The 24,247-nt window shown below is 71.6% G+C and carries 24 protein-coding genes and 1 tRNA gene; 16 read left to right on the top strand and 9 right to left on the bottom strand.

Annotation, left to right across the window (positions count from 1 at the left end; all coding sequences use genetic code 11):
* Positions 1 to 134: 134 nt before the first annotated feature.
* Complete coding sequence (corA, locus tag ACTEI_RS36090; protein WP_122981735.1) at positions 135 to 1,259, top strand: magnesium/cobalt transporter CorA; 1,125 nt, start codon at positions 135 to 137, stop codon at positions 1,257 to 1,259.
* Between the two features lie 31 nt (positions 1,260 to 1,290).
* Complete coding sequence (gene eccB, locus ACTEI_RS36085; RefSeq protein ID WP_122981734.1) at positions 1,291 to 2,577, top strand: type VII secretion protein EccB; 1,287 nt, start codon at positions 1,291 to 1,293, stop codon at positions 2,575 to 2,577.
* A gap of 2 nt (positions 2,578 to 2,579) precedes the next feature.
* On the opposite strand, the gene ACTEI_RS36080 is transcribed toward eccB, so the two are convergent.
* Complete coding sequence (locus ACTEI_RS36080; protein ID WP_164466251.1) at positions 2,580 to 3,173, bottom strand: hypothetical protein; 594 nt, start codon at positions 3,171 to 3,173, stop codon at positions 2,580 to 2,582.
* A 171-nt stretch (positions 3,174 to 3,344) separates the two neighbouring features.
* On the opposite strand from ACTEI_RS36080, the gene ACTEI_RS36075 reads away from it, so the two are divergent.
* From ACTEI_RS36075 to ACTEI_RS36065, 3 genes are all read left to right on the top strand, one after another.
* A complete protein-coding gene (locus ACTEI_RS36075) occupies positions 3,345 to 3,869 on the top strand; it encodes a peptidylprolyl isomerase (RefSeq protein ID WP_122981733.1) in 525 nt (174 codons plus the stop codon).
* Between the two features lie 23 nt (positions 3,870 to 3,892).
* Positions 3,893 to 4,804: a rhomboid family intramembrane serine protease gene (locus ACTEI_RS36070; protein ID WP_122981732.1), complete on the top strand. Its 912-nt coding sequence runs from the start codon at positions 3,893 to 3,895 to the stop codon at positions 4,802 to 4,804.
* A gap of 736 nt (positions 4,805 to 5,540) precedes the next feature.
* Positions 5,541 to 5,861 (top strand): beta/gamma crystallin domain-containing protein, encoded by a 321-nt coding sequence (locus ACTEI_RS36065; RefSeq protein ID WP_164466249.1) that lies wholly within the window; start codon positions 5,541 to 5,543, stop codon positions 5,859 to 5,861.
* A 221-nt stretch (positions 5,862 to 6,082) separates the two neighbouring features.
* On the opposite strand, the gene ACTEI_RS36060 is transcribed toward ACTEI_RS36065, so the two are convergent.
* A complete protein-coding gene (locus ACTEI_RS36060; RefSeq protein WP_122981730.1) occupies positions 6,083 to 6,484 on the bottom strand; it encodes a PH domain-containing protein in 402 nt (133 codons plus the stop codon).
* An 88-nt stretch (positions 6,485 to 6,572) separates the two neighbouring features.
* Between ACTEI_RS36060 and ACTEI_RS36055 the strand changes: the two genes are divergently transcribed.
* A complete protein-coding gene (locus tag ACTEI_RS36055; protein ID WP_122981729.1) occupies positions 6,573 to 7,004 on the top strand; it encodes a hypothetical protein in 432 nt (143 codons plus the stop codon).
* Here ACTEI_RS36055 and ACTEI_RS36050 read toward each other — a convergent pair.
* Positions 6,963 to 7,865: a transketolase family protein gene (locus ACTEI_RS36050; RefSeq protein ID WP_122981728.1), complete on the bottom strand. Its 903-nt coding sequence runs from the start codon at positions 7,863 to 7,865 to the stop codon at positions 6,963 to 6,965. The genes ACTEI_RS36055 and ACTEI_RS36050 overlap by 42 nt on opposite strands.
* Before the next feature lie 2 nt (positions 7,866 to 7,867).
* Positions 7,868 to 8,521: a thiamine pyrophosphate-dependent enzyme gene (locus ACTEI_RS36045; protein WP_122981727.1), complete on the bottom strand. Its 654-nt coding sequence runs from the start codon at positions 8,519 to 8,521 to the stop codon at positions 7,868 to 7,870.
* Between the two features lie 48 nt (positions 8,522 to 8,569).
* Here ACTEI_RS36045 and soxR point away from each other — a divergent pair, with 48 nt between their 5' ends.
* The 3 genes from soxR to ACTEI_RS36030 all read left to right on the top strand — a co-directional run bounded on the left by soxR (position 8,570) and on the right by ACTEI_RS36030 (position 11,177).
* The gene (gene soxR, locus ACTEI_RS36040) at positions 8,570 to 9,013 is read left to right on the top strand and encodes a redox-sensitive transcriptional activator SoxR (protein ID WP_122981726.1); all 444 of its coding nucleotides are present in this window, start codon (positions 8,570 to 8,572) and stop codon (positions 9,011 to 9,013) included.
* Between the two features lie 48 nt (positions 9,014 to 9,061).
* Positions 9,062 to 10,066, top strand: coding sequence for a PKD domain-containing protein (locus ACTEI_RS36035; protein WP_122981725.1), 1,005 nt, complete (start codon positions 9,062 to 9,064; stop codon positions 10,064 to 10,066).
* Between the two features lie 109 nt (positions 10,067 to 10,175).
* Positions 10,176 to 11,177, top strand: a complete 1,002-nt coding sequence (locus ACTEI_RS36030; RefSeq protein WP_122981724.1) for a PKD domain-containing protein — start codon at positions 10,176 to 10,178, stop codon at positions 11,175 to 11,177.
* 73 nt (positions 11,178 to 11,250) lie between these two features.
* On the opposite strand, the gene ACTEI_RS36025 is transcribed toward ACTEI_RS36030, so the two are convergent.
* A tRNA-Ser gene (locus ACTEI_RS36025) sits at positions 11,251 to 11,335 on the bottom strand.
* 76 nt (positions 11,336 to 11,411) lie between these two features.
* On the opposite strand from ACTEI_RS36025, the gene ACTEI_RS36020 reads away from it, so the two are divergent.
* The 4 genes from ACTEI_RS36020 (at position 11,412) to ACTEI_RS36005 (ending at position 15,268) form a co-directional block, all read left to right on the top strand.
* Positions 11,412 to 12,374: an NAD(P)H-quinone oxidoreductase gene (locus ACTEI_RS36020; RefSeq protein ID WP_122981723.1), complete on the top strand. Its 963-nt coding sequence runs from the start codon at positions 11,412 to 11,414 to the stop codon at positions 12,372 to 12,374.
* Between the two features lie 153 nt (positions 12,375 to 12,527).
* Positions 12,528 to 13,139, top strand: a complete 612-nt coding sequence (locus ACTEI_RS36015; protein ID WP_239082200.1) for a DUF4352 domain-containing protein — start codon at positions 12,528 to 12,530, stop codon at positions 13,137 to 13,139.
* A gap of 665 nt (positions 13,140 to 13,804) precedes the next feature.
* Positions 13,805 to 14,287, top strand: a complete 483-nt coding sequence (locus ACTEI_RS36010; protein WP_239082199.1) for a C40 family peptidase — start codon at positions 13,805 to 13,807, stop codon at positions 14,285 to 14,287.
* A gap of 450 nt (positions 14,288 to 14,737) precedes the next feature.
* Positions 14,738 to 15,268 carry a YbhB/YbcL family Raf kinase inhibitor-like protein gene (locus ACTEI_RS36005; protein WP_122981722.1) on the top strand — a complete coding sequence of 177 codons (531 nt, stop codon included), beginning with the start codon at positions 14,738 to 14,740 and terminating at the stop codon, positions 15,266 to 15,268.
* 66 nt (positions 15,269 to 15,334) lie between these two features.
* Here ACTEI_RS36005 and ACTEI_RS36000 read toward each other — a convergent pair whose 3' ends face one another.
* A complete protein-coding gene (locus ACTEI_RS36000) occupies positions 15,335 to 16,048 on the bottom strand; it encodes a class I SAM-dependent methyltransferase (RefSeq protein ID WP_122981721.1) in 714 nt (237 codons plus the stop codon).
* Between the two features lie 395 nt (positions 16,049 to 16,443).
* Here ACTEI_RS36000 and ACTEI_RS35995 point away from each other — a divergent pair, with 395 nt between their 5' ends.
* Positions 16,444 to 18,300 (top strand): DUF6311 domain-containing protein, encoded by a 1,857-nt coding sequence (locus ACTEI_RS35995; RefSeq protein ID WP_164466337.1) that lies wholly within the window; start codon positions 16,444 to 16,446, stop codon positions 18,298 to 18,300.
* 132 nt (positions 18,301 to 18,432) lie between these two features.
* Here the strand turns inward: ACTEI_RS35995 and ACTEI_RS35990 are convergent, their stop codons facing one another.
* On the bottom strand, positions 18,433 to 19,149 hold the full coding sequence (locus ACTEI_RS35990) for a hypothetical protein (protein ID WP_122982627.1): 717 nt from the start codon (positions 19,147 to 19,149) through the stop codon (positions 18,433 to 18,435).
* A 315-nt stretch (positions 19,150 to 19,464) separates the two neighbouring features.
* Here ACTEI_RS35990 and ACTEI_RS35985 point away from each other — a divergent pair, with 315 nt between their 5' ends.
* On the top strand, positions 19,465 to 20,997 hold the full coding sequence (locus tag ACTEI_RS35985) for a peptide deformylase (protein ID WP_122981719.1): 1,533 nt from the start codon (positions 19,465 to 19,467) through the stop codon (positions 20,995 to 20,997).
* Between the two features lie 4 nt (positions 20,998 to 21,001).
* Here ACTEI_RS35985 and ACTEI_RS35980 read toward each other — a convergent pair whose 3' ends face one another.
* Positions 21,002 to 22,111 (bottom strand): globin domain-containing protein, encoded by a 1,110-nt coding sequence (locus tag ACTEI_RS35980; RefSeq protein WP_122981718.1) that lies wholly within the window; start codon positions 22,109 to 22,111, stop codon positions 21,002 to 21,004.
* 117 nt (positions 22,112 to 22,228) lie between these two features.
* Between ACTEI_RS35980 and ACTEI_RS35975 the strand changes: the two genes are divergently transcribed.
* Positions 22,229 to 23,008, top strand: a complete 780-nt coding sequence (locus tag ACTEI_RS35975; RefSeq protein WP_122981717.1) for a CPBP family intramembrane glutamic endopeptidase — start codon at positions 22,229 to 22,231, stop codon at positions 23,006 to 23,008.
* On the opposite strand, the gene ACTEI_RS35970 is transcribed toward ACTEI_RS35975, so the two are convergent.
* Entirely contained in the window at positions 22,957 to 23,712 is a 756-nt protein-coding gene (locus tag ACTEI_RS35970) for a hypothetical protein (RefSeq protein WP_145830781.1), read from the bottom strand. The two genes, ACTEI_RS35975 and ACTEI_RS35970, sit on opposite strands and share 52 nt — an antisense overlap.
* Positions 23,713 to 24,247: the final 535 nt, after the last annotated feature.

Below are 24,247 nucleotides of genomic sequence, written 5' to 3'. Positions count from 1 at the left end.
CCAAGGGCCTGTCCGGGTGGGCCCCGTGCGTCCGACCCCCCGCCGACCTCACGGCGGCCCGCCCGGCCGTACTTCTGCCCGGCCTGACGGCGTAGCCTCGACTGGTTTGTCGGGGTCCACCGGGGGAGGCTGGCATGAGCGAACGCGAGAACGGTGCGTGGAACCGCGGCCGGCCGCTGTCCAAGGCCTGGGCCGGCGCGGTGAACCGGCTCCTCGGCGCGACCGACACCACTCGCAGCCACGGTGACACCGGCCCGGATGGCAGCGCGGTGGTCGACTGCGGGGTCTACGTGGCCGGCCGGCGGATTCCCGGCGAGTTCACCCCGGACCGGGCGTTCGACGAGGTACGCCGGCGTGACGACGCGTTCGTCTGGCTCGGCCTGCACCAGCCGTCCGAGCGGGAGATGACCGACATCGCGCGCACCTACGGGCTGCACGAGCTGACCGTGGAGGACGCGGTCAAGGCCCAGCAGCGGCCCAAGCTGGAGCAGTTCGGCGACGTGCACTTCCTGGTGCTGCGGACCGCGCGGTACGTACCGCACCAGGAGCTGACCGAGAGCTCCCAGGTGGTCGAGACCGGGCAGATGATGATCTTCATCGGTGACCGCTTCGTGATCACCGTCCGGCACGGTGACGCCTCCGGGATGTCGCCGGTCCGGGCCGACCTGGAGCAGCAGCGCGCGGCCCTGCTGGAGCAGGGGCCGTGGGCGGTCGCGTACGCCGTGACCGACCGCGTGGTCGACCACTACCTGGAGGTGGCCGAGCAGGTCGAGGCGGATCTGGACCTCATCGAGGAGGGCGTGTTCTCCCGGGACCGCAGCGCCCCGATCCAGCAGGTCTACCAGCTCAAGCGGGAGCTGGTGGAGTTCCGCCGGGCGGTGGTGCCGTTGCAGCGGCCGCTCGCCGGGATCATCGCCAGCCAGGGTGTGGTGCCCAAGGAGATCCGGCGTTACTTCCGCGACGTGCAGGACCACCTGACCCGTACGGTCGAGCAGGTCTCCTCCTACGACGACCTGCTCAACTCGATCCTGCAGGCGCGCCTGGCCCAGGTCACGGTGGACCAGAACAACGACATGCGCAAGATCGCCGCCTGGGCCGGCATCGCCACCGCGTGGACCGCCGCGGCCGGCGTGTACGGCATGAACTTCGAGTACATGCCGGAGACCCACTGGCGGTACGGCTATCCCGGCCTGATGGCCCTGCTCGCGGTGGTCACCGTGGTGCTGTACCGGGCGTTCCGCCGTAACGGCTGGCTCTGAAGATATCGACATCCGCCGTTAAGGTGGCGGGGTGTCGTCGCGTCAGGATGAGCTGCGGTCCCAGCAGTTCGCGGTGGAGCGGCTGGTCGGGGCGCTGATCGCGCACGACGCCGACCCGCGCCGGCCGCCGCTGCGCCGCTCCGGGGCGGCCGTGCTGGCCGGCGTGCTGATCGCCGCGCTGGCGGCCGGGGTCCTGGCCGGGTACGGGATGCTGACCGGCGCCGGGCGGGCCGAGCCCACCGATCCGTCCGTGGTGCTGCTGGACCGCCGCTCCGGCGCCCGCTACGTCTACCTGGAGACGGACCGCCGCCTGCACCCGGTGCTCAACTACACGTCCGGCCTGCTGCTGGCCACCGGCGAGAGCCCGCGGGTCGCGGCGGTCACGGCCGGGAAGCTGGCCGGTGTGCCGCTGGGCGCGCCGCTCGGCATCCCGGACGCCCCGGACTGGCTGCCACCCGCGGACAGTCTGCTCGGCGGGGCCTGGACGGTCTGCACCGACGCGGCGACCGGCGCCCCGCGCGGCACGCTGCTGGTCGGGACGACCCCGGACGCGCCGGTCACCGACCGGGCACTGCTGGTCCGCGATCCGGCCGACCGCACCTTCCTGGTCCACGACGGCCGCCGCTTCCAGCTCCCGGCCGGCCGCACGGACCCCACGATGCGGGCGCTGGGCTGGTACGGGCGCACGCCGTGGCCGGTCGCGGCCGCCTGGATCGACGCGGTGCCGGCCGGTCCGGACCTGATCGCGCCGGTGGTGCCCGGCGCGGGCAGCCCGTCCGCGGCGCCCGGCCACCGGGTGGGTGAGGTGCTGACCGACTCGGGCGCGCAGTTCGCGGTGGTGATGGCGGACGGGATCGCCGCGGTCACCGAGATGCAGGCCCGGCTGCTGGGTCCGGCCAGCCCGGTGGGCGCGGAGTTCCTCCGGCTGCCGCCGGCCGGGCGCGGTCCGGGCTTCGCCGCCGGGTTGCCGCCCGCGGTGCCCCGGATCGCCGATTCCCCGGTACGGGCGTGCGTCACCCGCCCGGCGGACGGGCCGGCGAGCGTACGGCTCGACCCGGTGTACCCGTCCGGGAGCGCACCGGCCGCCGACAGCCGCGCCGACGCGGTGCACGTGGCCCGTGGCCGGGGCGCCGTGGTGACGTCGCCGGGCGGGGCGGTCCAGGTGGTCACCGACGCCGGGTGGGCGTACCCGCTGGCGAGCCGGGACCTGCTGGGCAAGCTCGGCTACCCGGACGTGCGACCGGTCCCGGTGCCGGCCGAGCTGATCGCGCTGCTGCCGGCCGGCCCGCTCCTGGATCCGCGGCGGGCCGGCCGGTAGCGCTACATCGGCGGGTTGACCTTCCCGGCCTGCTCGGTCGAGGTGCCGTTGGACGTGGTGTAGACGGTGGGCTCCAGCGGCTCGAACGCCGCGTCGTCGGCGCCGGCGGCCGGCGTCGGGTTGGGCGCGGCGTCGTACTCCTCCCACTGCGCCTGGTCACGGCGCTTGGCGTACCACGCGGCGCCGACGCCGAGGGCGGTGCCCAGCAGGGCGTACCCGGCGAGCTTGCTGCCCCGGCCGCGCTTGCGGCTGAGCGCCTTCTCGGCCTTGCGCTGCATCCTGTCGGCACGCTTGCGCTCGGCCTTGAGCTCGCGCTTGGAGACCTTCTTGCCCGCCTTGCCGGCCTGCCGCACGTTGTCCTTGCCGGTCTTGCCGGCCTGCCGCACGTTGTCGGCCGCCGCGGCGACCAGCGGGGTCAGCGTCGCCAGCGCGCTGTCCCAGCCCTGCGTCGCCGCGCCCTTGGCCCGCTCCGCGGCCGGCTGGACGCGCCCGACCGCGGCGTTGAACCGGGGCCCGACGGTCGCGCTGGTCTCCTGGGCGGCGATCGTAGCGGCGCGCTTGAAGTGGTCCATGCCCTGACCGAGCTCGTCACGCATCCGCGCAGTCCGGCGCTTACGGCGCATCGTTGCGAACACCAGTGCCACCTCCTGTGGTCTATTCCCAGCTCATGTTGCCTTCTCGGGTACCCCCGCGCGGCCGGATCAGACACATGGGGGAGGATCCGACTTGACGAGAACTGTTCCCAAACACCGCAGACGGGAGTACCCGTGGCCGAGACGATTTACGCCACCCTGCACACCAACCATGGTCCGATCCGGCTCCAGCTGTTCCCGGACCACGCCCCGCAGACCGTCCGCAACTTCGTGGAGCTGGCCGAGGGCACGAAGGCGTACACCGACCCGCGTACCGGTCAGCAGGGCACCGGTCCGTACTACGACGGCACCATCTCGCACCGGGTGATCGCCGGCTTCATGATCCAGATGGGCGACCCGACCGGCACCGGCCGTGGCGGCCCGGGCTTCCAGTTCGGCGACGAGTTCCACCCGGAGCTGTCGTTCGACCGCCCGTACCTGCTGGCGATGGCGAACGCGGGCCCCGGCACCAACGGCTCGCAGTTCTTCATCACGGTCGCGCCGACCCCGCACCTGAACCGCCGGCACACCATCTTCGGCCAGGTCGCGGACGAGCAGTCGGCCAAGGTCGTCGACTCGATCGCGAACACCCCGACCGGCCCCGGCGACCGCCCCCGCGAGGACGTCGTGATCGAGCGGGTGGAGATCGAGCGCGCCTGAGCGCTCACGGTACCTTTGGTGCCATGAGCGAGGCTCCCTCCACCGCGCCGGTGTGCTATCGACACCCGTCCCGGGAGACCTTGCTCCGATGCAGCCGGTGCGACCGGTCGATCTGCACGTCGTGCATGAACGACGCGGCGGTCGGCTTCCAGTGCCCGGACTGCGTCAAGGACGGACGGCGTAGCCAGCGGCAGGCGCTCACCGCGTTCGGCGGGAGCGTCGCCGCTGGCCGTGCCGGGTACGCCGTCAAGACCATCATCGGGCTGAACATCGCGGTCATGGCGCTCTCCGCGGTCCTCGGCGGCCCCCGTGCGCTGGCCGGCGCCGGCGGCATCTTCAACGTGCTGGGCGCGAGCACCCCGGTCACCGACGCGGGCGAGGTGATCGGCCGCGTGCTCTACACCGACGGGACCGTGCACGGCATCGCCGAGGGTGAGTGGTACCGCCTGGTCACCGCGATGTTCCTGCACTACGGCCTGGTGCACCTGCTGCTCAACATGTCACTGCTGCTGCAGCTCGGGACGTACCTGGAAAGCCGGTTGGGGCCGGCCCGCTTCGTCGCGCTCTACCTGCTCTCCGGCCTCGGCGGCAACGTCGCGGCGTACGCGTTGCAGCCGCCCGCCCAGGCCGCGGCGGGCGCCTCGACCGCCACGTTCGGCCTGGTCATCGCAATGATCATCGTGAACCGGCGGTTGTCGCTGGACACCAGCACGCTGGTCCCCCTGCTGGTCACCAACCTGATCTTCACGTTCGGCGTGCCGGGCATCTCGATCGAGGGGCACCTCGGCGGGCTCGCGGCCGGCGCCGCGGCGGCGTTCGTCCTGGCGTACGCGAAACTGCCGCACCGCACCGCCAAGCAGATCGCCGGATGCGCCCTGCTGTTCGCGGTGCTGATCGCGGCGGCGGTCGCCCGTACCGTGCAGCTTCTGACCTGACGGTCCGCTGCGGACGGCGACAGCCGGCGCGCCCGGTGTCTCCAACGGCGGGCCGGTGTCACCCGTGCGCGAGGACCCGTGCCGCCGGGTCTGACACTCCTGTGTCGCGTCGTGCCCCGTAGCGCCATGTCACGCGCGCTGCCGCCGACACTCCTGTGTCGCGTCGTGCCCCGTAGCGCCATGTCACCCGCGCTGCCGCCGACACCCCTGTGTCGCGTCGTGCCCCGTAGCGCCATGTCACCCGCGCTGCCACCGACACCCCTGTGTCGCCGCCGCTCGGGCGGTGCTGTGGCGCCCCGTTGCGCGTGCCGCTGGCGGCCTCCGCTCCGGCGGTGCTGTGTCGCCCGGTGTGCGACCTGTGCCGGTCCGCGCCCCCAGCGGGAGGTCGACATCACGACGCTCACGATGACGGCTGCCTGGCGCACCTCCGTCGCCGGCGCCCACCGGCGCGCCGAAGAGCCCGGGGATCCCCTCGGGCTCTTCGTGTTCCCGGCGGGCCATTTAGTTGACGCAGAGGTACCTGTCAATTACCCATGTCACATCGACGTGGTCTGCGCCACATTTCCGCACCTGAACACCGGCGATCCGGCCGGAACGGCGGGGCAGCCGTCCACAGTGGAAGATCCGCTGAGTCGATCTTCTTGATAGCGTCGGCATCGATGGGGGTGACGAGCGCAAGAAGTGCGCCGCCCCCGTCGGTTCGACCTGGTGAAAGGGCTTTTATATGCTACCGGGATTGAAGCGCATCGTTCTCGCCGCCGCTGTGGGCGGCGTCGCCACGATGGCTGTGCCGGCCACCGCCGCACTCGCCATCAACCGCGCGACGCCGTGTCCTCGCTCGGACTTCGTCCAGGTGACCACGAGTCTCAACTACCACCACTGCTTCGCCAACGCGGGCGTCATGAGCGTCACCATCAACGACGCGAAGGTCTTCCGGTCGGGCAACAACACCGTCAAGTTCTCCTTCAGCGACGGCAACGCCCTCACCCTCACCCCCAACGTCCAGTGGCCGCCCTTCTCGCCCACCAAGACGGTCACCAGGATCACCATCTACTGATCGGCTGATCCCGCTCGGTCGGCGGACCCACCGCACCTGCGGTAGGTCCGCCGATCTCGTCTGTGCGGAAGGAACGAGGGATCAGGCGCCGGACGTGACCCGGTACGCGCCGAACACACCGCCCACCTTGCGGACCGCGGCGACCAGGTGGCCGAGGTGTTTCGGGTCGACCATCTCGGGTTCAGCGGTGTTGGGCGGGCGGTGGGGGCCGCGGATCTCGGTCAGGCGCGCAGGCTGGCGAGAGCTGTGCGGACGTCCTCCGGTGCGGCGCCCAGCTCGTGCGCGCTGAACAGGTAGATGGCGTCACCGGCGTCGATCTCCAGCAGTTCGCTGCGCAGGCCGCGCCGGGCGGTCCGGTCCACGCGCAGGCGTTCGACCTCGGACCAGCGCAGGTGCCGCCGGCGGGCGAAGCCGGTGACCACCGTGACGCCGTCCGCGTCCGCCGTCAGGCGGACCGGCACCAGCACATCGCGCAGCGCCCACACCACCAGACCGCAGCCGGTGACCCCGGCGAGCGCCCAGCGGACCGGGTCGGCGCCGGCGAACACGGCGGCCAGCGCGGCCACGGCGACGGCGGCGATCAGCTTGGTGACCGGCAGGACCGGCTTGACGCGCCACTGCATGGGAACACTATGGCAGCCCGGCCGCTGTAATTCCTTATTCAGCAGCTCAAGCCGCTGCCTTCGCGGCTGACAGCCCGTTGAACAGCGCATGGACGTGATCTCGCGTACGTTCCTCCCCGCCGTCATCGATGCCGGCGCGGTCATCCCCAGCCGGCATCTCCCGATCGTGGAGCGTTGCGTCGACGCCGACGACGACGCCGTCCTGGTGACCCGCTGTCAGCGGCCGGAGGCTCCGCTCGCCGGCGACTACCTGCTGCTGCTGACCCGCCGCCGTCTCGTGGTGATCCGGGAGACGCCGGTGCTGCACCGGCTCCGGCTGCACCTGAACGTGAACCTGCGGCACCTGAGCAACGTCACCTGGCGGCCCGATCTGACCCGGCCGGCGCTGGAGATGGCCGCGACCGCGGTGGACGGCGTACGCGAGCGCTTCCGGATGCGGTTCTCGGACACCGAGTCGGTGTGGCGGTTCGAGTCGGTGCTACGCGAGGTGTTCCTGGGCGAGCGGGCCACCCTCGCCTAGGAAGTCCGCGATCGACCGGCGCAGGCCCGCCGCGTCCACGCCGTGCGCCCGGGCGTGGTCGTGCCAGGTGCCGTAGTCGCGGATCTCGGTGCGGGCGACGCCCAGGTGCAGCGCGCGGTGCGGCACGCCGCTGAGCGCCTCGCCGACCAGTCGCGCCGACGTGCCGGCCAGGTACGGCTCGACCACGATCACCTCGGCCTCGGTGAGCAGCCGCAGCCCTTCGACGTCCAGCGGCCGCGGCGTGTTGGTGTACGCCACGGTGACGTCCATGCCGCGGGTCGCGGCCAGCACCGCATCGAGCATCGGTCCGACCGCCAGCACCAGCGGCCCGCCGCGCCGCAGCACCCGCAGCCGCCCGCCGTCCGGGTGCGCCCGGTCGTTCTCCTGTGCGGAGAGCCGGATGTACACCCGATCGTCGTGCCGGGCCGCCTCGCGCAGCATCGCCGGCACCTCGTCGCGGTGCCCGGGGACCTGCACGGTCCAGCCGTCCAGGGTGTCCAGCAGGGCGACGTCGCCGGGGGACTGGTGGGTGTAGCCGGCGGCCGCCGCGTCGTACGAGGCGCCGATGCTGACCAGCACCGCGCCGGCGTCCTGGTGACCCAGGTCCAGCTTGATCTGCTCGTAGGCCCGGTCGATCAGGAACGGGGCGTACGAGTGCAGGTAGGGCCGCATCCCGGTGAGCGCGAGCCCACCGCCGACGCCGACCATCAGCTGCTCCCGGATGCCGACGTTGAGCGCCCGGTCCGGATGCCGGCGCAGCGCCGGGGCGAACGCGTCGGCCGAGATGTCGGCGAGCACCAGCGCGGTCCGCGGGTCCTCGTCGAGCAGCGCGGTGGTGGTGGCGACGAACGTGTCCCGCATGATCAGGCTCCCTTCGGTTCGACGGTGGCGACGACCAGGTGCGGCCGGTCGCCGCGGGCCAGCAGGCCCCGCTCGATCTCGTCGTGGTCGTGCCCGTCGACCAGCGCGACCGACCAGTTCGGGAAGCGCGCCGGGATCCCGCCCGGCCAGCCGTGGGTGGCCGACCGGTTGTCGATCACGATCGCGGTCAGCGGCAGCCGGATCGCCGCGGCGTACGCGATCGCCTCGTGGTTCGACCCCTCGTCCAGTTCCGCGTCGCCGAGCAGCACGAAGGTCCGGGTCCGGGCGAAGCCCTGGGCGCGCAGGCCGAGCGCCACCCCGACCGCGAGCCCCAGCCCGTGCCCGAGCGACCCGGTGCCCACCTCGACGCCCGGGATCAGCACCCGGTCCGGGTGGGTGCCGAGCGGGCTGTGCCACTGGCCCATCCGGTCCAGCCAGTCATCCGGGATGAATCCGCGGTCGGCCAGCACCGCGTAGTACGCGGCCGGCCCGTGCCCCTTGGAGAGCAGGAAACGGTCCCGGTCCGGCGCGTCGACCGTCGATGGGCTGATCCGGAGCACCCGTTCGTAGAGCACCCGGAGAACGTCCAGGGTGGAGTGCGCGCTCGGTGCGTGTTTCTCGTCGCCGGTCAATCGGCGCAGCGTGGTCACCGTCATGTCGGATAGACTGCAAGTTGAAGTGAACTTCAACTCAAGGGGGCACGGATGGAGACCCTCACCATCGGGGAGATGGCGGCCCGCAGCGGGGTGGCCGCCTCGGCGCTGCGCTACTACGAGCGGGAGGGCCTGCTGCACGCCGCCCGCACCGGCGGCAACCAGCGGCGTTACGAACGGGCCGATCTGCGCCGGATCGCCTTCATCAAGATCGCCCAGCAGGTCGGGGTGTCGCTCGACGAGATCCGCGAGGCGCTCGCCGAGCTGCCGGAGAACCGGACACCGACCAGGGCCGACTGGGCCCGGCTCTCCAGCCGCTGGCGGCACCGGCTCAACGAGCGGATCGCGATGATGGAGCGTCTGCGTGACCAGCTGACCGGCTGCATCGGGTGCGGGTGCCTGTCGCTGCAGCGGTGCCATCTGATCAACCCGCGGGACCGGCTGGCGACCCGCGGCACCGGCCCGCAGATGATCCTCAACCCGCCGCGTGACTGACCGATCTCTGACGGCGACCCCCCACTGTCGTACCCGTCAGGGAGATCCATGCTCGCCATCCGATCCCGCCGCCCCGCCGCCGTGGTCGCCGCCGGGTTGACCGGCCTGCTCGCCGCCGGCCTGGCGGCGCAGCCGGCGCAAGCCGCCGGCGACCCGGCACAGGGCGCCTACCAGCTCGCCGCGACCAGCGTCCTCGCCGGGCAGCGGGTCACCCTCACCCAGCTCTCGCTCACCGGCAACGAGGACGGCTCGGTGCAGAACCGGCAGGTCGACTGGGGTGACGGCACCGTCGACCCGATGGGTGACGGCACCGCCCTCGACCACCGGTACGCGACCCCGGGCGCCTACCGCGTCCGGGTCGCCATCACCGACCTGGACGGCGACAGCGCCGGCACGTTCCCCGGCAGCGACACCGTGACGGTGGCGAAGGTCTCCGGCACGTACCGGGTGCTGGTGCCGGCCGTGTGGCGCGGACCGGACGGCACCCAGCCCACCGCGTTGTCGCTGAGCGGCGTCCCGGCGGCCGCCGACACCGTGAAGATCGGCTGGGGCGACGGCACGGTCAGCGAGGTGGCCCGGACCACCACGCGGGTGGTGCACACCTACCAGGCGGCCGGCACGCGCAAGGTGACGGTCACCCTGGCCGACGAGAACGGTGACTCGTCGCCGCTCGCGGTGGGCAGTGTGGTGGTCCGGTCCGACACCGCGCAGCCGTACGTCACGATCACCACGCCGTCGAAGCCGTCCCGGGCGTCGTCCTGGCGCACCATCCGCGGCACCGCCGGTGACAAGGCGTCCGGCCTGGACCTCGCGGTCATCGGACTGGCCCAGGTGCGCGGCACCACGGAGTACTACTACGACGGCAAGAAGTGGGTGAAGGGCGACGCCCGTAACGCCAAGGCCTTCGCCGTACGGTCGGGATCCAACGGCAAATGGTCATTCAAGCCCGCCGTTGCGCCGACCAAGGGGTACCTGATCGTCTGGACCGCCGCTGGTGACCGGGTCGGCAACATCTACGCCCCGGACGGCAAGGTTGTGAAGCTCACCAGTTGAGGTCCTAATTCCGGTTGGCGGGCTTGCGCGCGATGAGTAAGTTGATCGCCAGATTGATCGACTTCCGCGTCGGGCTGACCACTCGCCCGGCCCGCCTTCCGGGGGACCCATGCCTCTCACCCAGCCTCGCAGGCTGTCCACCCTGCTCGCCGCCGGCCTCGGCGCCGTCCTGTCGGCCGGCCTGCTGGCGCAGCCGGCGCAGGCCGCCGACGCTCCGGCGCAGGGCGCTTACCAGCTCAACTTCACCAACGTCTACGCCGGACAGGCGGTGACGATCAAGCGGGTCTCGCTGACCGGCAACGAGGACGACCGGCTGCTCGGCCAGCTCGTCAACTGGGGCGACGGCAGCAGCAGCTACCTGTCCGCCACCGAGGCGTCGAGGCAGCACAACTACGCGTCGCCCGGTTCGTACCAGGTCTCGGTCCAGCTCAACGACCTCGACGGCAACGCGACCGGCACCTTCACCGGCGCCAGCCGGGTCACGGTGGCCAAGGTCGCCGGCACCTACCGCCTCAGCACCCGCACCACCTGGCGCGGCCCGTCCGGCACGCTGCCGGTCAGCGTGTCGCTCGCCGGCGTCCCGGCGAACGTCAGCCGGGTCCGGATCGGCTGGGACGACGGCACCCAGAGCCTGGTGACCCGCACCACCCGCACGGTGGCGCACAAGTTCGCCTACAGCGGCGCCCACAAGGTGACCGTCCAGCTGTTCAACAGCGCGGGCCTGTCCGCCCCACTGACCGTCGGCACGGTGAACGTCAAGCTCGACTACACCAACCCGACCATCAAGATCACGACGCCGTCGAAGTCGAACCGGGGCACCTCCTGGAAGACCATCCGCGGCACCTCGGCCGACAGCGGCGCCGGGGCCCGCCAGGTGGCGATCGTGGTCGGCCAGGTCCGCGGGTCGACGCAGTACTACTTCAACGGCAAGAAGTGGGTCAAGGGCAGCGTCAGCAAGTCCAAGGTCCGCTACGCCACCGTCAAGGGCGGCAAGTGGTCGGTGAAGATCGCCACGCCGAAGAAGGGCTACCTGATCATCGGGTACGCCGCCGTGGACAAGGTGGGCAACTCGTCGTACGGCAAGAGCAAGCAGGTCAAGCTGACCCGCTGACGCTCCGGCGTCGCTGACGCCCGGCTCCCGGCTTCGGCCGGGGCCGGGCGTTTCTGCTGTTCGGGGGTACGAGCGGAGGGCGTGGGATTCGAACCCACGATGAGTTACCCCATACCGGTTTTCAAGACCGGCGCCATCGGCCACTAGGCGAGCCCTCCCGTAGTGCCGCTCCAGTCTGCCAGACGTTCGCGGCCCGCTGTGTCGGTGTCGTACCCATGGGGCACAGTCGAAGCCATGCACGCGATCGTGATCGAGGACAAGCAGCTGCGGTGGACCGAGGTTCCGGAGCCGGAGCCGGGCGACAACGAGGTGATCGTGGACGTCACCGCCGCCGCGGTGAACCGCGCTGACCTGCTGCAACGCGAGGGACACTATCCGCCGCCGCCGGGCGCGCCGGACTATCCGGGTCTGGAGTGCTCGGGGGTGATCAGCGCGCTCGGGCCGGGTGTCGAGGGTCACCACGTCGGCGAGCGGGTCTGTGCGCTGCTGGCCGGCGGGGGCTATGCGGAGCGCGTCGCGGTGCCGGCCGGTCAGCTGCTTCCGGTGCCGGCCGGGCTGTCGCTGGTCGAGGCGGCCGCGCTGCCCGAGGTGGCCTGCACGGTGTGGTCCAACGTGGTGTCGCACGACCGGCTGCGCGCCGGCGAGACGTTCCTGGTGCACGGTGGCGGCAGCGGGATCGGCACGTTCGCGGTGCAGCTGGGCAAGGCGCTGGGCGCGACGGTGCTGGTCACCGCGCGGGCGGCGAAACACGAGCGGCTGCGTGCGCTCGGCGCCGACGTGACGATCGACTATCAGGAGCAGGATTTCGTACGGGCGGTGCGCGACGCCACCGGCGGCCGTGGCGCCGACGTGGTGCTCGACATCATCGGAGCGAAGTACCTGGCCCGCAACATCGAGGCGCTCGCCCCGGGCGGACGGATCTCGGTGATCGGTTTCCAGGGTGGCGCCCGGGCCGAGCTGGACCTCGGCGCGCTGATGGCCAAGCGCGGCACCGTCTCCTCCACCTCGCTGCGGGCCCGCCCGGTTCCGGAGAAGTCGCGGATCGTCGCCGGGGTCCGGGAGCAGGTGTGGCCGCTGGTCGCTGCGGGGCTGGTGAAGCCGATCATCCACACCACGTTCCCGCTGGCCGAGGCGGCGCAGGCGCAGCGGCTGATGGAGTCCAGCGACCACCTGGGGAAGATCCTGCTGCTGCGCTGATCATCCGATCGGGGGAATATGCCATCCGAGGTATGACCGATAAAGTCGGTTTTGCGGCGAGTCGTGGCTATGCGTGGCCGCGGCGAACCCAGCATGGACGGACAGCGCGTCCGATCCCCGGGTGCGCCCCGGATCCGTTCGCTGGGGGACACCGTGACGTACACACCGCACCGTTCCGCGACCATTGCGGCGATCGATCCGGATGACGACGGTGCGGACGAGTGGACGCTGCGCTGGCGGGCGCGGATTTGGGTGGGCGGTGGCCTTCTCGCCGTCGCGTCGCTGATCGTCTTCGGCATCTGGGCGGTGGCGACCGCCGACCGCCCGGCCGGCGGCCCGGCGGTGATCCGCGGGCTGCCGGCGGCCGATCCCGCCGAGGTCGCGCCGGGTGGTTTCAGCGTCCGGGTCAATCGGGTGCGGTGCGGTGTTTCCGCGGTCGGTCCGGACGGGCTGGAACAGCGCGCGCACGGCCAGTTCTGTCTGCTGGACGTACGGGTCACCAACAACGGAGTCGAGCCGGAACTGTTCGACAGCTCCGCGCAGCGCGTCTACGACTCCAACGGTGCAGCTTACGCCGTCGCCGACGAGGCCGCGGTCTTTCTCAACGATGACAACCCGACATTGCTGGGAACGATCCGTCCGGGGGCTTCGGTGAACGGTGTCCTGCCCTTTGACGTGCCGAAGGACGCGCAGCTCAGCGAGGTGTCCATGCACGGTTCGATGTCCACTCCGGGCATCCGGATGTCGCTGCCGGCCGCTGAGTGACGCGGCCCTTTATCCGTTCGAGGTCGAGGGATTAATTATCTGAATCCAGCCACGCCGTAATACAAGGTGTGTTGGCATGGTCCACGGAATACACAAAGTTGTCCGGGTTCCCATTGCCCTCCTTCGACGGCGGCAAAAGCGTGGCGCCGCAGCATCGGCCGCGCTGTGGATGGGATGCGCGTGAGTGCCCTGGGCCTATTTCGGAGGCAACACTGCACGGTACGTCCACACGCCGCGTGCTGACCGCGAGCGCTCTCGCGCTGGCCGTCATCGCACCCGGCGTAGACCCTGCCGAACACGCCGCGGAGGCTGTCCAAGCTCCGCCGGCCCGGCCGGCCGATCTGGAGCCACCGGCCACGTCCCGATCGGCCGACCTGGAGCCATTGGCTGCGTCCCGGGCGGGTCCGTCCGCCGGGAACCGGGTGGGCGCCGCCCTGCCCGGGGTCCCGAGCGGATTCGACGAGAGTCTGTATCAGCAGCGCGAGACGGCAGCCGCCCGCGCCGGCCGGGCGATACAGCGTCGCGCGGCGACCGTACGACCCGCGCCGCTGGCCCCGCCGCGGGTACGCCCGAGCGCCGCACAGCCGCCCCGGCGGCCGGTCGCCCGGGTGTCCCGGGAGGCACAGCGCCCGGAGCGCGGCACGCGTGTGGAGCACAGTTCCCGCGTGGAGCACAGCGCGGCGCCGCGGCACCGGGCGGCCCAGCGGCGCGTGATGGTCGCCCAGCGGCGGACCACGGTGTCGCACCGCGGCATGGTGCGCAAGTCGGTGCGGCGCACCGCCGAGCGGCGGGTGTACGGCTCGGGACACGCCCGGATGCGCGCGGTGATCGCGTACGCCCGGTCGCAGCTCGGCAGGCGGTACGTCCGGGGCGGTGAGGGACGTGGCGGATTCGACTGCTCGGGTCTGACCCGGCAGGCGTACGCGCGGGCCGGTATGCGGCTGCCGCACTCGTCCGGCGGGCAGGCGGCGCGCGCCCGGCGGATCCCGCGCTCGCAGGCACGGCCCGGCGACCTGGTGGTGGGGCATGGACACGTGGGCATCTACATGGGCCGCGGGATGATGATCGACGCGGGCAACCACCGGACCGGGGTGGTCTACCGCAAGCTCTACCGGGGGCTGCGGGTGGAACGGATCCCGGGCCGCTGAGGCTGCTTCCGCGGACAGCGGCCGGCACGCGCGGTGTTCTCGCGGACAGCGGCCGGCACGCGTGGTGTTCTCGCGGACAGCGGCCGGCACGCGCGGTGTTCCCGCGGACAGCGGCCGGCACGCGCGGTGTTCCCGCGGACAACGGCCGGCACGCGCCGTGATCCCCCGCACAGCAGCAGGCACCCGCCGTGCTGACGGGTGCCGGCTTGCTTGGCCGCTGTCGCGTACCGATCGCCACCGGGCACGGGGGTCTCAGCCGTACGCACCCGGTCGGATGTCTGACAGAGCATCACCGATCCCCGCGATGACGACGCGCACCACCTGTGCGTTTACCCGCACGAGTGACCGGCGCCGGCAACACTGGCGAAAGGCGGGCGACACCTGCGGCGGTTACTCTCGGCTCATCGTGGGAATGCCAGATCAGTTAAGCCACTTTCGCCGGAGGACCCCATGAGTCTTGACCGAGCTCTGGCCCCAGATCCGTACGACCTCCTGCCGCAGGTCCCGTCATTCACGGTGACCAGCGCGGACGTGACGGACGGGCAGCCGCTCGACGAGTTGTACGCGCACACCAGCGTCGGCGGGAAGAACCTGTCGCCCCAGCTGTCCTGGTCGGGCTTCCCCGACGAGACCCGGGGCTTCGTGGTCACCTGCTTCGACCCGGACGCGCCCACGGGCAGCGGGTTCTGGCACTGGGTGCTCGTCAACCTGCCCGTGTCGGTGACCGCTTTGGATCGGGGTGTCGACCCGCTGCCGGAGGGCGCCTTCTGCGTCCGCAACGACTACGGCGAGCGCAACTACGGCGGGGCCGCCCCGCCGCCCGGCGACCGCCCGCACCGGTACGTCTTCGCGGTGCACGCGATCGACGTGGACCGGCTCGACGTCACGCCGGACGTGACTCCGGCGTACGTCGGCTTCAACCTGGCCTTCCACACCCTGGCCCGGGCCACGCTGCGCCCGACCTTCCAGGTCCGGGGCTGATCCGCGGCGCAAACAGCGAGGCGACGGCCGCCCGGCCGTCGCCTCGGATGTCGCTGCGGTCCCGCCCTAGCGGGGCGTGCGGGCCACCGCGAACACCGACTGGCCGAACGGCGGCTTGACCAGGCGCTCGGCTGCCTTGGTGACCGGCAGCACCAGCGAGTCGTAGACCTTCACCATCGGCCCCTCCTTCGGGGCCAGCTTGAAGATGCTGGTCGCGCCGTAGTAGCCGATCAGGCCCAGGGCGTTCGCGTAGTGGATCTTCTCCATCTGCAGGCCGGCCTCGGCGAAGGCGGCGCCCAGGGTCTTCTTCGTGTACCGCCGGATGTGTCCGGTGGCGATGTCGACCTGGCTCATCGCGAACATGAACGCCGGCACGATGATGATCACGCGGCCGCCCGGGCGCACCAGGTCCGCCATGCTGCGCAGCGCGCCGACGTGGTCCTCGATGTGCTCCAGCACGTTGTACGACACGGCGGCGCTGTACTCCCCGGCGGCATCCTGCGCGGGCAGCAGCATCTGCCGCACCTCGATGTTCGGGTACGCCGCCATCCGTTCCTTGAGCAGCACCAGCCGGTCCGGGTCGGCCTCCGTCGCGGTGAACCGCGGCAGGTGCTCCGCCCACTCGATGGCGTAGTCGCCGAGGCCGCTGCCGATCTCGATGGGGTTGTCCCCGAGGTATGGGAGAGCGAGCTCGACGAACCACCGGCGGTGGTTCACGGCCGTGGCGAGGCCTTCCAGCACTTCGGACTGGATCCGCTGGTCTCCAGTGATGTCTGCCATGGGTGAGGTTCCCTCATCTTGCCGATCCGAGCTGACAGCGGGACCGGTGAAGTTAACCATCTGGGGGCGCTATCCGAAAGTTGACCACCGGGGCGCGCCGATTTTTTGGCCTGATCGAGACATAGGCGGTCGGGGCACTTCGTTCGGTTGCCGGTCGTCGCCGGTTCCCGTGCGAGTGATCCCCGGCCACGTGGAAAACACGCGTACATATCGTCTCTATCACGCTGCGGGCGCTCGCCGCGGAACTCTTCCCAACCTCGGTTAGGCTCGCCGATGCTATGACGATTACGGGTTTTGACTCGACGGGCCAGTCGGCCGGTGAGAACGTTCTGCCGCCCGGGCGAGTGACCGCAGCCGACGACCTGGACGCCGAGCTGCGCGCACTCGAGGACGGCATCACGGCGGCCGAGCCGATCTCCGCCGCGCCTGTCCGGGAAAACACCGAACAGCAGGCCACGGGGCCTGCGCGGCGACGTCCTGTGTGGCGGGTGCTCACCTGGCACGACGTCGCGGCATTGGCAAGTTTCCTGGCTGTTGCGCTCTTCGTCACGGCCCCGTTGTGGCTCAATCTTGATCATGAGTTGCGGGACGATCCGCAGGATCAGGCTTTCTTCGAGTGGATGCTGGCGCACGGTGCCCGCGTGCTCACGGATGGCGTATATCCCTTCTTCTCCGATCGCATGAATTACCCCGATGGGGTGAACATGATGGCCAACACCTCGGTGTTGGCCGTTTCGCTGCCACTGACGCCCGTCACTCTCCTGTTCGGTCCGCATGTGGCGTTCAACGTATTTCTCACCGGTGCATTGGCATTAACCGGCGCCTCATGGTATTTAGTGCTCTCCCGCCGGCTCGTGGCCTCTCGGGCCGCCGCCTGGGTCGGCGCGCTGTTCAGCACCTTCGCGCCCAGCATGATCGCGCACGCCGCCGGCCACCCGAACATCGTCTCGCAGTTCCTGGTCCCGCTGATCATCTGGCGCACCCTGGAACTCCGCGTGCCCGGCCGGGCCGCGCGCAACGGGCTGCTGCTCGGCGGCCTGCTGATCTGGCAGGCGTTCATCAACCTCGAGATCCTCTTCATGACCGCGGTCGGGCTCGGGGTCTTCTGCGTGGTGATGGGGCTGGTCCGGCGCAACCGGCATCGCGGCGAGGTGCTCGCGTTCCTGCGCGGGCTCGGTGTGGCCGGCGGGGTCACCCTGGCGGCGCTGGCGTACCCGCTCAGCGTGCAGTTCTTCGGCCCGCAGTCGTACCGGGGCCTGTCCGAATATGTTCGGAGCTTCGGGGCTGACCTGGGGTCGTTCACCGCGTATTCGACGCACTCGGTCGCGGGCGACGCCGAGGTGCCGCTGCGGCTGGCGCAGAACCCGTCCGAGCAGAACGCGTTCTTCGGCTGGGGCCTGGTGGTCCTGTTCTTCGGGCTGATCCTCTGGCTGCGGCGCAGCGCGGCGGTGCTCACCCTGGGCGTCCTGGCCGTGCTGTTCGCGGCGATGTCGCTGGGGCCGATCGTTCTCCTGAACGGGGTCGACACCGGCGTACCGGGAATCTGGGCCTTCCTGCACCACCTGCCGGTGCTGAACTCGGCGGTGCCGACCCGGTGGGCGATGGCGATCGCCCCGGTCGTCGGGATCGTCCTCGCCCTCGGCTGCCAGCGCGCCGCCGATCTGGTCCGCAACCAGCCGCACACCCGCGGCCCGGTCCGCATCGCGATGATCACCGCGGTGGCGATGGCGCTGGTCCCGCTGCTGCCGGTGCAGCTCGTGACGGTCCCGATGGACCCGGTCCCGGCGTTCGTCACGTCCGGGCAGTGGAAACGGTACGTCGACGACGAGCACACCGTGGTCACCCTGCCGCTGCCGGACAGCAACTACCCGGACCCGCTGCGCTGGAGCGCCTACACCGGGCAGGACATGCGGATCGCCGGGGCGTACGCGCTGCTGCCCAACCAGAACCCGCAGGACCCGGCCGACCACACCGCGGCGTTCGCCCCGCCGTGGCGGCCGACCAGCGGCCTGATGACCTCCATCCGCCAGGGCAACCCGACCCCGGAGGTCACCCCCGAGCGGCGCGAGATGACCCTCGCCGACCTGCGGTACTGGAAAGCCGCGGTGGTGGTGCTCACCCCGCAGACCCGGGACATCGAGATGCTCCGCACCATGTCGGATCTGGTGGGGTTCCGGCCGGTGTGGCGTGGGGGGGTCTGGGTGTGGGATGTCCGGGCGCTGGTCGATGCCGAGGTCGAGCCCAACGGGTGAGGCCGGTCTTTCCGGGGGCCAGGGTGACCTGGCTCAGGGGTTCTGGCGGGCTCGGTCGTTCGGGAATTCGGGATTACCGGGGCGTGCGGCCCTAATTCGATAAATCCCAGCGGCGGCCGGCGGCGGGGTGGATCAGGGTTTGATGCAGCAGCCGGGGCAGAGCTTCGGCTTCGGGAGGGTGAAGGCCAGGCAGCAGGTCTTGCGGCGGACGTCGAGCGTGCCGTTCGCGGCCGGGGCCAGGTCGATCAGGTCGCGGATGTCCAGTGCGCCGAGGAGCCGGTCGATCGACTCGGCCGAGGAGCCCGGCGTGATGTCCGCGGAGCGGAGGATGCCGTACGCGATCCCGGAGGCCAGCGAGCCGAGCAGCGGCCGCTTCCCCAGGCGGACCCGGTTGTGGATGCTGTCCAGCAGCGGCGCCAGGTGCTCGTCGACGAGGGCCCGGCGGAACTCGGCGAGCAGCGTCTCCTCGTCCGGGACGACGTGCGCGTCGGGGTGGCGGCCCAGCGCCAGCGGGTCGGTGGGCAGGACGGCGACCGGGGTCCCCGGGCGCAACCCCAGCGTGATCATCACGGCGGGGTTGTCGAAGTTCATCACCACGTTGTCGGCGGTGACCAGCGGGACCCGGCGGGCGGAGGCCCAGCCGAGCACCGCGGGCAGGGCCAGCCAGTAGGTGTACGTCTTCCAGGCGAGCGCGGCGGCGGCGTGCGGCTGGGCGCCCCACCGGCGGCCGGCGGACTCCAGCAGGGTGGTCAGATCGGGCCCGGCCAGGCGTGCCGCGGAGACCCATCCGGACCGGTCGTGCACGGTCAGCCCGGACGCGAGGGCGGGCACGTCGACGCCGCCGAACATCGTCCGCAGGGTGGCGGTGATCGGCGCCAGCGGGCGGGAATCGGTGATCTCCAGGGTGACGCTCACGGGGTTCACCGCCTTCTCCGCCTGGCCGCTTCGGCACCGTTCCGAGGAGATCGAGAGTACCCGGTTAAGGTTAGCCTAACCAACACATCGACAGGATCTTTCGGGCGAACACCTTAAGCGTTGATCATCTGACGCAGGGTGGCGGTATGCCGGATCTGTCAAGATGCCTGTCGGCAACGCGCTACTAGCCCCGTTCGGATACCCGGCGCCAGCGACACTGAGACTGCCGTCGCGAAGGGGACATCCGTGATGACCACCTCGCCCATCGAACGGGCCGCAGATCAGTTCGTCACGGCGCTTGCGCAATGGCGGGTCGAGCGCGGAATGACCAAGAAGCAGCTGGCCGCGCGCATGGGATTCGATCCCTCGTACGTCAGCCACGTCGAGGGGCGCCGGCACAAACCGACCGAGGACTTCGCCCGCCGCGCCGAGGCGGTGCTCGGCGCCGGCGGCGCGATCTGGCAGCGCTTCCAGGAGTACGACGAGCTGCGCCACGCGCGCGGCTCGGCCCCGCACCGCGATCCGCCGGTGCCGGTCCAGTGGCTGCCCCCGGGCGCCGGCCTGGTCGTCGAACGCGAGATCGCCGAGCTGGCGTACGTCGGCGCCGCCTACCGCTGCCGGGTGCGGCGGTCGCTCTACAACGCCGGCGTCGAGCCGGTGACCCGCTACCTCGTGAAGGTAGCCGTCGACCGGTACCCGAACGACCCGGCCGGCTCGAACCGGCACCACCGGGAGCACCCGCTCACCTTCGACGAGATGGACGTGCAGGCCCGGGCCGGCGAGGGCGACGCGGCCGAGCCCATGCGGTGGCGGGTCAAGCTGGACCGGGACGCGGCCAAGGAGATCTGGCTGCTGTTCGCCAACGAGCGCGGCCAGTTCCCGCTCTACCCCGGCGAGCGCACCACGATCGAGTACGCCTACACGGTCGGCGAACAGAAGTGGGGCCAGTGGTTCCAGCGCGCCGTCCGGCTGCCCACCCGCTCGCTGACCGTACGCCTGAACTTTCCGGAGCGCTTCGAGCCCCAGGTCTGGGGGGTCGAGGTGTCGCTCGCCGCCGAGGTTCCGGTGCGCAGCCCACTGGAACGCCGCAACGAGGGAGGTCGCGCCATTTTCGAGTGGTCCACCGATCAGCCCCTGTTGAACGCCCGGTACCGCCTGGAGTGGCGGTTCCGTGGCCCGGACGCGCCGAGGTACGACGAACTCGGCCCCCCCGAGCCGCCCACCCTGCCCCGCGCCTCGCACCGGATGCGCGGCATCGGCATCGTGCAGCGCGGCTCGGACCTGCTCCGCCAGCGGGCCCGGCACTTCCAGCTGCCCCGGGAGGGGCCGGCCGCCCAGGAGACGGTCACCCGCCTGCTCACCTCGCTCGCTCAGCTGGAGGACCTGCACGAATTCAACAAGGGGGTGGGCCTGGCCGCGCCACAGATCGGACTGCCGGTGGCGGCCGCCGTGGTCCGCGCGCCGGAGCGCGAGGTGGAGCCGGTGGTGCTGCTCAACCCGCGGGTGGTCGGCGAGTCGATGGAGTGCGACGAGCAGTACGAGGGCTGTCTGTCCTTCTTCGACTACCGCGGCCGGGTCCGCCGGCCGCTGCGCGTCGAGGTGGAGCACGCCCGGTTCGACGGCACCCGGGTGGTGACCGTCTTCGAACGGGCGCTGGCCCGGCTGGTCAGCCACGAGATCGACCACCTGGAGGGCCGGTTGTACGTGGACCGGATGGCGCCGGACGCCGCACTGGTCCCGATCGCCCAGTACGAACAGAGCGGGCAGCCCTGGGACTACTGACGCGTCAGTCGCCGAAGCTGTCGTACTTCACCCGTACCGAGGGGACCTGCAGCTCGGCGAGTGTCTTCAGGGTGGCCTTGACCATGCCGCCGGAGCCGGAGACGAAGAAGTCGTGCTCGTTCCACGGGCCGTACCGGGCCACGACGTCGGCGATGGCGCCCCGCTCGCCGGGGAACGTGGGATCGTCGCTGCACGCGGTCACCACGGACAGCCACGGGTAGCGGGCGGCCAGCCGGTTCAGGTCGGCCAGGTCGTACAGGTCCTCGCGGGTCCGCGCGCCGAAGAAGACGTGCACCCAGCGGGTCCGGTTGTATCGGGTGAGCTCCTCGAGCAGGGACTTCACCGGGGCCAGCCCGGTGCCGCCGGCCACGAACACGGCGTCCCGGGTCGATCTTCGGTCCAGGGTCATCGAGCCCATCGGCGCGGCCAGCTTGATCATGTCGCCCACCCGCAGCTTGCGGACCAGGGCGCTGGACACCCAGCCGGCGCCCAGCGCGCGGACGTGGAACTCCAGCGTGTTGTCCCGGCGCGGGGCGTTCGCCGGGGAGTAGGTGCGCCACAGCCGGGGCTGGTACCGGGTGGCCTCGATGCTGAGGTACTGCCCGGCGCGGTACTCCAGCGGCTGCAACGGCAGCACGGTGAAGACCGCGATGTCCGGCGAGCGGCGCTCGTGCGTGAGCACCTCGCCGTACCAGTACGGCGGGTTCTGATCAGCGTCCGCGCCGGCCAGCATCCGGGCGGCGATCACCGCGTACGCGTCCGCCCACGCCTGGTCGTACTCCACCCCCCACTGCTCGCCCGCGAACGCCCGCATCGCCTCGATCAGCGCCCCGCCCACCACCTCGTAGTGCTCCGGGACCACGTGGAACTTCCGGTGGTCCCGGCCGAGCGCGCGCAGATAGTCGTCGAACCGCTCGGGGTCCTCCATGGTCTGCACCGCGGTCACGATCGCGTTCAGCAGCCGGGTGCGCTGCAGATCCATGTGGACCGGGAAGAGATCGCGCAGGTCCGGGTGCGACAGGAACATGCGCGCGTAGAAGTATCCGGCGACCTTGTCCTGATGTTCCTCGACGAGGCTCCAGCTCTCCTTGAGCAAGCGTGCGAGGTCTCCCATGCATTCAGGGTGGTCAGCACAGTCGGGAACACGACGCACCCGAGGTGCGACTCGTCACCGCTCCGGCGCGTCGCTTGCCGAAAAGGGCCGAATTCGCCGCGCCCTACAGTTGGTGCCGTGACTCTCGAAGGCCAGCGGTCCACCCGAACGGCGTACCCCGCCGAGATCGTCATCGTCCTGCTGCTGTCGCTCGGGCAGTCCGCGATCTGGTCCCTGGTGCGGCTGGTCGCCAACCTCACCGACGGCCGGCCGCTGGCCAGTCACACCGCGACGCTCAACGCGCCGCTCTCCCCCCGGCCGTACCTCGACCTGACCTACCAGCTGCTGAACATCTTCTTCGACCTGGTGCCGGTCGCGCTGGCGTGGCACCTGCTGCGCCGCGACGACATGCGACCCGGCCGCGATCTCGGCATCGACCTCCGGCGCCCGGCCGCCGACGCCGGCTGGGGCGCCGGTCTGGCGGCCGCCATCGGCCTGCCCGGCCTGCTGCTGGTGTACGCGGCCATCCAGCTCGGGGTCAGCGCCCAGATCGTGCCCTCGGCCCTGCAGCCGTACTGGTGGGCGGTGCCGGTGCTGATCCTCTCCGCGATCCAGAACGCGGTCCTGGAGGAGGTGCTGGTGATCGGTTACCTGATCACCCGGCTGCGGCAGATCGGGGTGTCCACCCGGTGGATCATCGCCGCCTCCGCCGTGCTGCGCGGGTCGTACCACCTCTACCAGGGTTTCGGCGGCTTCGTCGGGAACGTGGTGATGGGCGTCGTCTTCGCGCTGTTCTACCTGCGGACGAAACGGGTGATGCCGTTGATCGTGGCGCACAGCCTGCTCGACATCACCGCGTTCGTCGGTTACGAGCTGCTGCCGGACTCCTGGTTGGACTGGCTGCGGTATCGGCCGTAACGCCGTTCCGCCCGGGTGGCCACCGCCGCGGCCACATTGCGGCCACCCAGCACGGCGCCGAGCAGGCTGGCGCCGGGCAGGACCCGGTCGGCCAGCCGCAGCGCGGTCCAGGCCGCGCCACCGCGGTAGTCCGGCAGGAGGGCGAGGATCTCCGCCACCCGTTCCGGGTCGGTGGGATCGAGACCGTACGCCGCGGCGACGCGCAGCACCAGGTCCGCGTGCGTGAGCGCGGCGGTCGCCACGACAGCGAACGGAGCGTACGTACCGGCGAGGGCGCTGAACAGCCCCCGGCGCTGCGCCGAGCGGGTCAGCTCGGCGGTCGCCAGCCGAGCCAGCGCCCGCGGGGTCGCGGCCGGGTAGGTGGCCCGGGCGTGCGCGGCCCAGGCGGCGGCGCGGGGGCCGAGGGTCCGGACGGCGGCTTCGGCCAGGACCCGCGGGGCGTTCCCGGGGTCGGCCACGAGCCGGGGCCAGAGGTCGGCCACCAGCTGCTCCACGGCGCTTCCGGCCGCCGCGGCGCGATGCGGCGGCACCGGGACGATCGCGGCCCGGGCCTTCGGCTCCGCACGCCCGGCCGGGACCGCGGGTGCGGGGCCGCTCATCGGCGGGACCTTCTCCGGCTCGGTGCCCTGCTCCGGCTCGGCCGTCTTCTCCGGTTCCGGGGCCGCGACGGGCTCGGGCGCCGTGACCGGTTCGGGCGCCTTCACCGGCTCCGGCGCCTTCACCGGTTCGGGGGCTTTGACGGGTTCCGGGGCCTTGACCGGCTCCGGAGCTTTTGCCGGCTCGGCGGCTTTCGGTGGCTCGGCGGTTCTTGCCGGCTCGGCGGCTTTCGGTGGCTCGGCGGTTCTTGCCGGCTCGGCGGCTTTCGGTGGCTCGGCGGTTCTCGCCGGCTCGGCGGCTTTCGGTGGCTCGGCGGTTCTCGCCGGCTCGGCCGCTTTCGGTGGCTCGGGGGCTTCCGGCGGCGCGGCGGCGGGCCTGCGCGGGCGTCTGGCCGGGGCGGGCGGCTTGGGGTCCGCGGCGGGGGCCGTGGCTCGCGCTCGGGTGGTCTTCGCCGCGGTGCGAGCCCGTGGGGCCGCTTTCTTCGCCGGGCCGACCGGCTGCGTCGGCTCGGCATCGGCCGGAGCCGTGGGGCGGGGCGCTGTCGCGCCTGTGGTCTCGGACACTTTCGCCTCGGGGCGGCGCGCGGCCGGGGCGGCGGCCGGGGCCTCCGGCGTACCGGAAAGGCTCTCGGAAGGGTGACCT

The sequence above is a fragment of the Actinoplanes teichomyceticus ATCC 31121 genome, from assembly GCF_003711105.1.
GTDB classification, from domain to species: domain Bacteria; phylum Actinomycetota; class Actinomycetes; order Mycobacteriales; family Micromonosporaceae; genus Actinoplanes; species Actinoplanes teichomyceticus.
Note: the sequence above shows the minus strand (reverse complement) of the source record. Positions and strands in the feature narration are given on the sequence as shown.

Excerpts from the sequence above, each read along its gene's own strand:
- ACTEI_RS36030 (WP_122981724.1), top strand. The coding sequence starts at position 10,176 with ATGCCTCTCACCCAGCCTCGCAGGCTGTCCACCCTGCTCGCCGCCGGC.
- ACTEI_RS35980 (WP_122981718.1), bottom strand. The coding sequence starts at position 22,111 with ATGGGAGACCTCGCACGCTTGCTCAAGGAGAGCTGGAGCCTCGTCGAG.
- ACTEI_RS36055 (WP_122981729.1), top strand. The coding sequence starts at position 6,573 with ATGGACGTGATCTCGCGTACGTTCCTCCCCGCCGTCATCGATGCCGGC.
- ACTEI_RS36050 (WP_122981728.1), bottom strand. The coding sequence starts at position 7,865 with ATGCGGGACACGTTCGTCGCCACCACCACCGCGCTGCTCGACGAGGAC.
- ACTEI_RS35985 (WP_122981719.1), top strand. The coding sequence starts at position 19,465 with ATGACCACCTCGCCCATCGAACGGGCCGCAGATCAGTTCGTCACGGCG.
- ACTEI_RS36020 (WP_122981723.1), top strand. The coding sequence starts at position 11,412 with ATGCACGCGATCGTGATCGAGGACAAGCAGCTGCGGTGGACCGAGGTT.
- ACTEI_RS36000 (WP_122981721.1), bottom strand. The coding sequence starts at position 16,048 with ATGGCAGACATCACTGGAGACCAGCGGATCCAGTCCGAAGTGCTGGAA.
- ACTEI_RS36080 (WP_164466251.1), bottom strand. The coding sequence starts at position 3,173 with ATGCGTGACGAGCTCGGTCAGGGCATGGACCACTTCAAGCGCGCCGCT.
- ACTEI_RS36005 (WP_122981722.1), top strand. The coding sequence starts at position 14,738 with ATGAGTCTTGACCGAGCTCTGGCCCCAGATCCGTACGACCTCCTGCCG.
- ACTEI_RS36035 (WP_122981725.1), top strand. The coding sequence starts at position 9,062 with ATGCTCGCCATCCGATCCCGCCGCCCCGCCGCCGTGGTCGCCGCCGGG.
- corA (WP_122981735.1), top strand. The coding sequence starts at position 135 with ATGAGCGAACGCGAGAACGGTGCGTGGAACCGCGGCCGGCCGCTGTCC.
- ACTEI_RS36070 (WP_122981732.1), top strand. The coding sequence starts at position 3,893 with ATGAGCGAGGCTCCCTCCACCGCGCCGGTGTGCTATCGACACCCGTCC.
- ACTEI_RS36060 (WP_122981730.1), bottom strand. The coding sequence starts at position 6,484 with ATGCAGTGGCGCGTCAAGCCGGTCCTGCCGGTCACCAAGCTGATCGCC.
- ACTEI_RS36045 (WP_122981727.1), bottom strand. The coding sequence starts at position 8,521 with ATGACGGTGACCACGCTGCGCCGATTGACCGGCGACGAGAAACACGCA.
- ACTEI_RS35990 (WP_122982627.1), bottom strand. The coding sequence starts at position 19,149 with ATGTTCGGCGGCGTCGACGTGCCCGCCCTCGCGTCCGGGCTGACCGTG.
- soxR (WP_122981726.1), top strand. The coding sequence starts at position 8,570 with ATGGAGACCCTCACCATCGGGGAGATGGCGGCCCGCAGCGGGGTGGCC.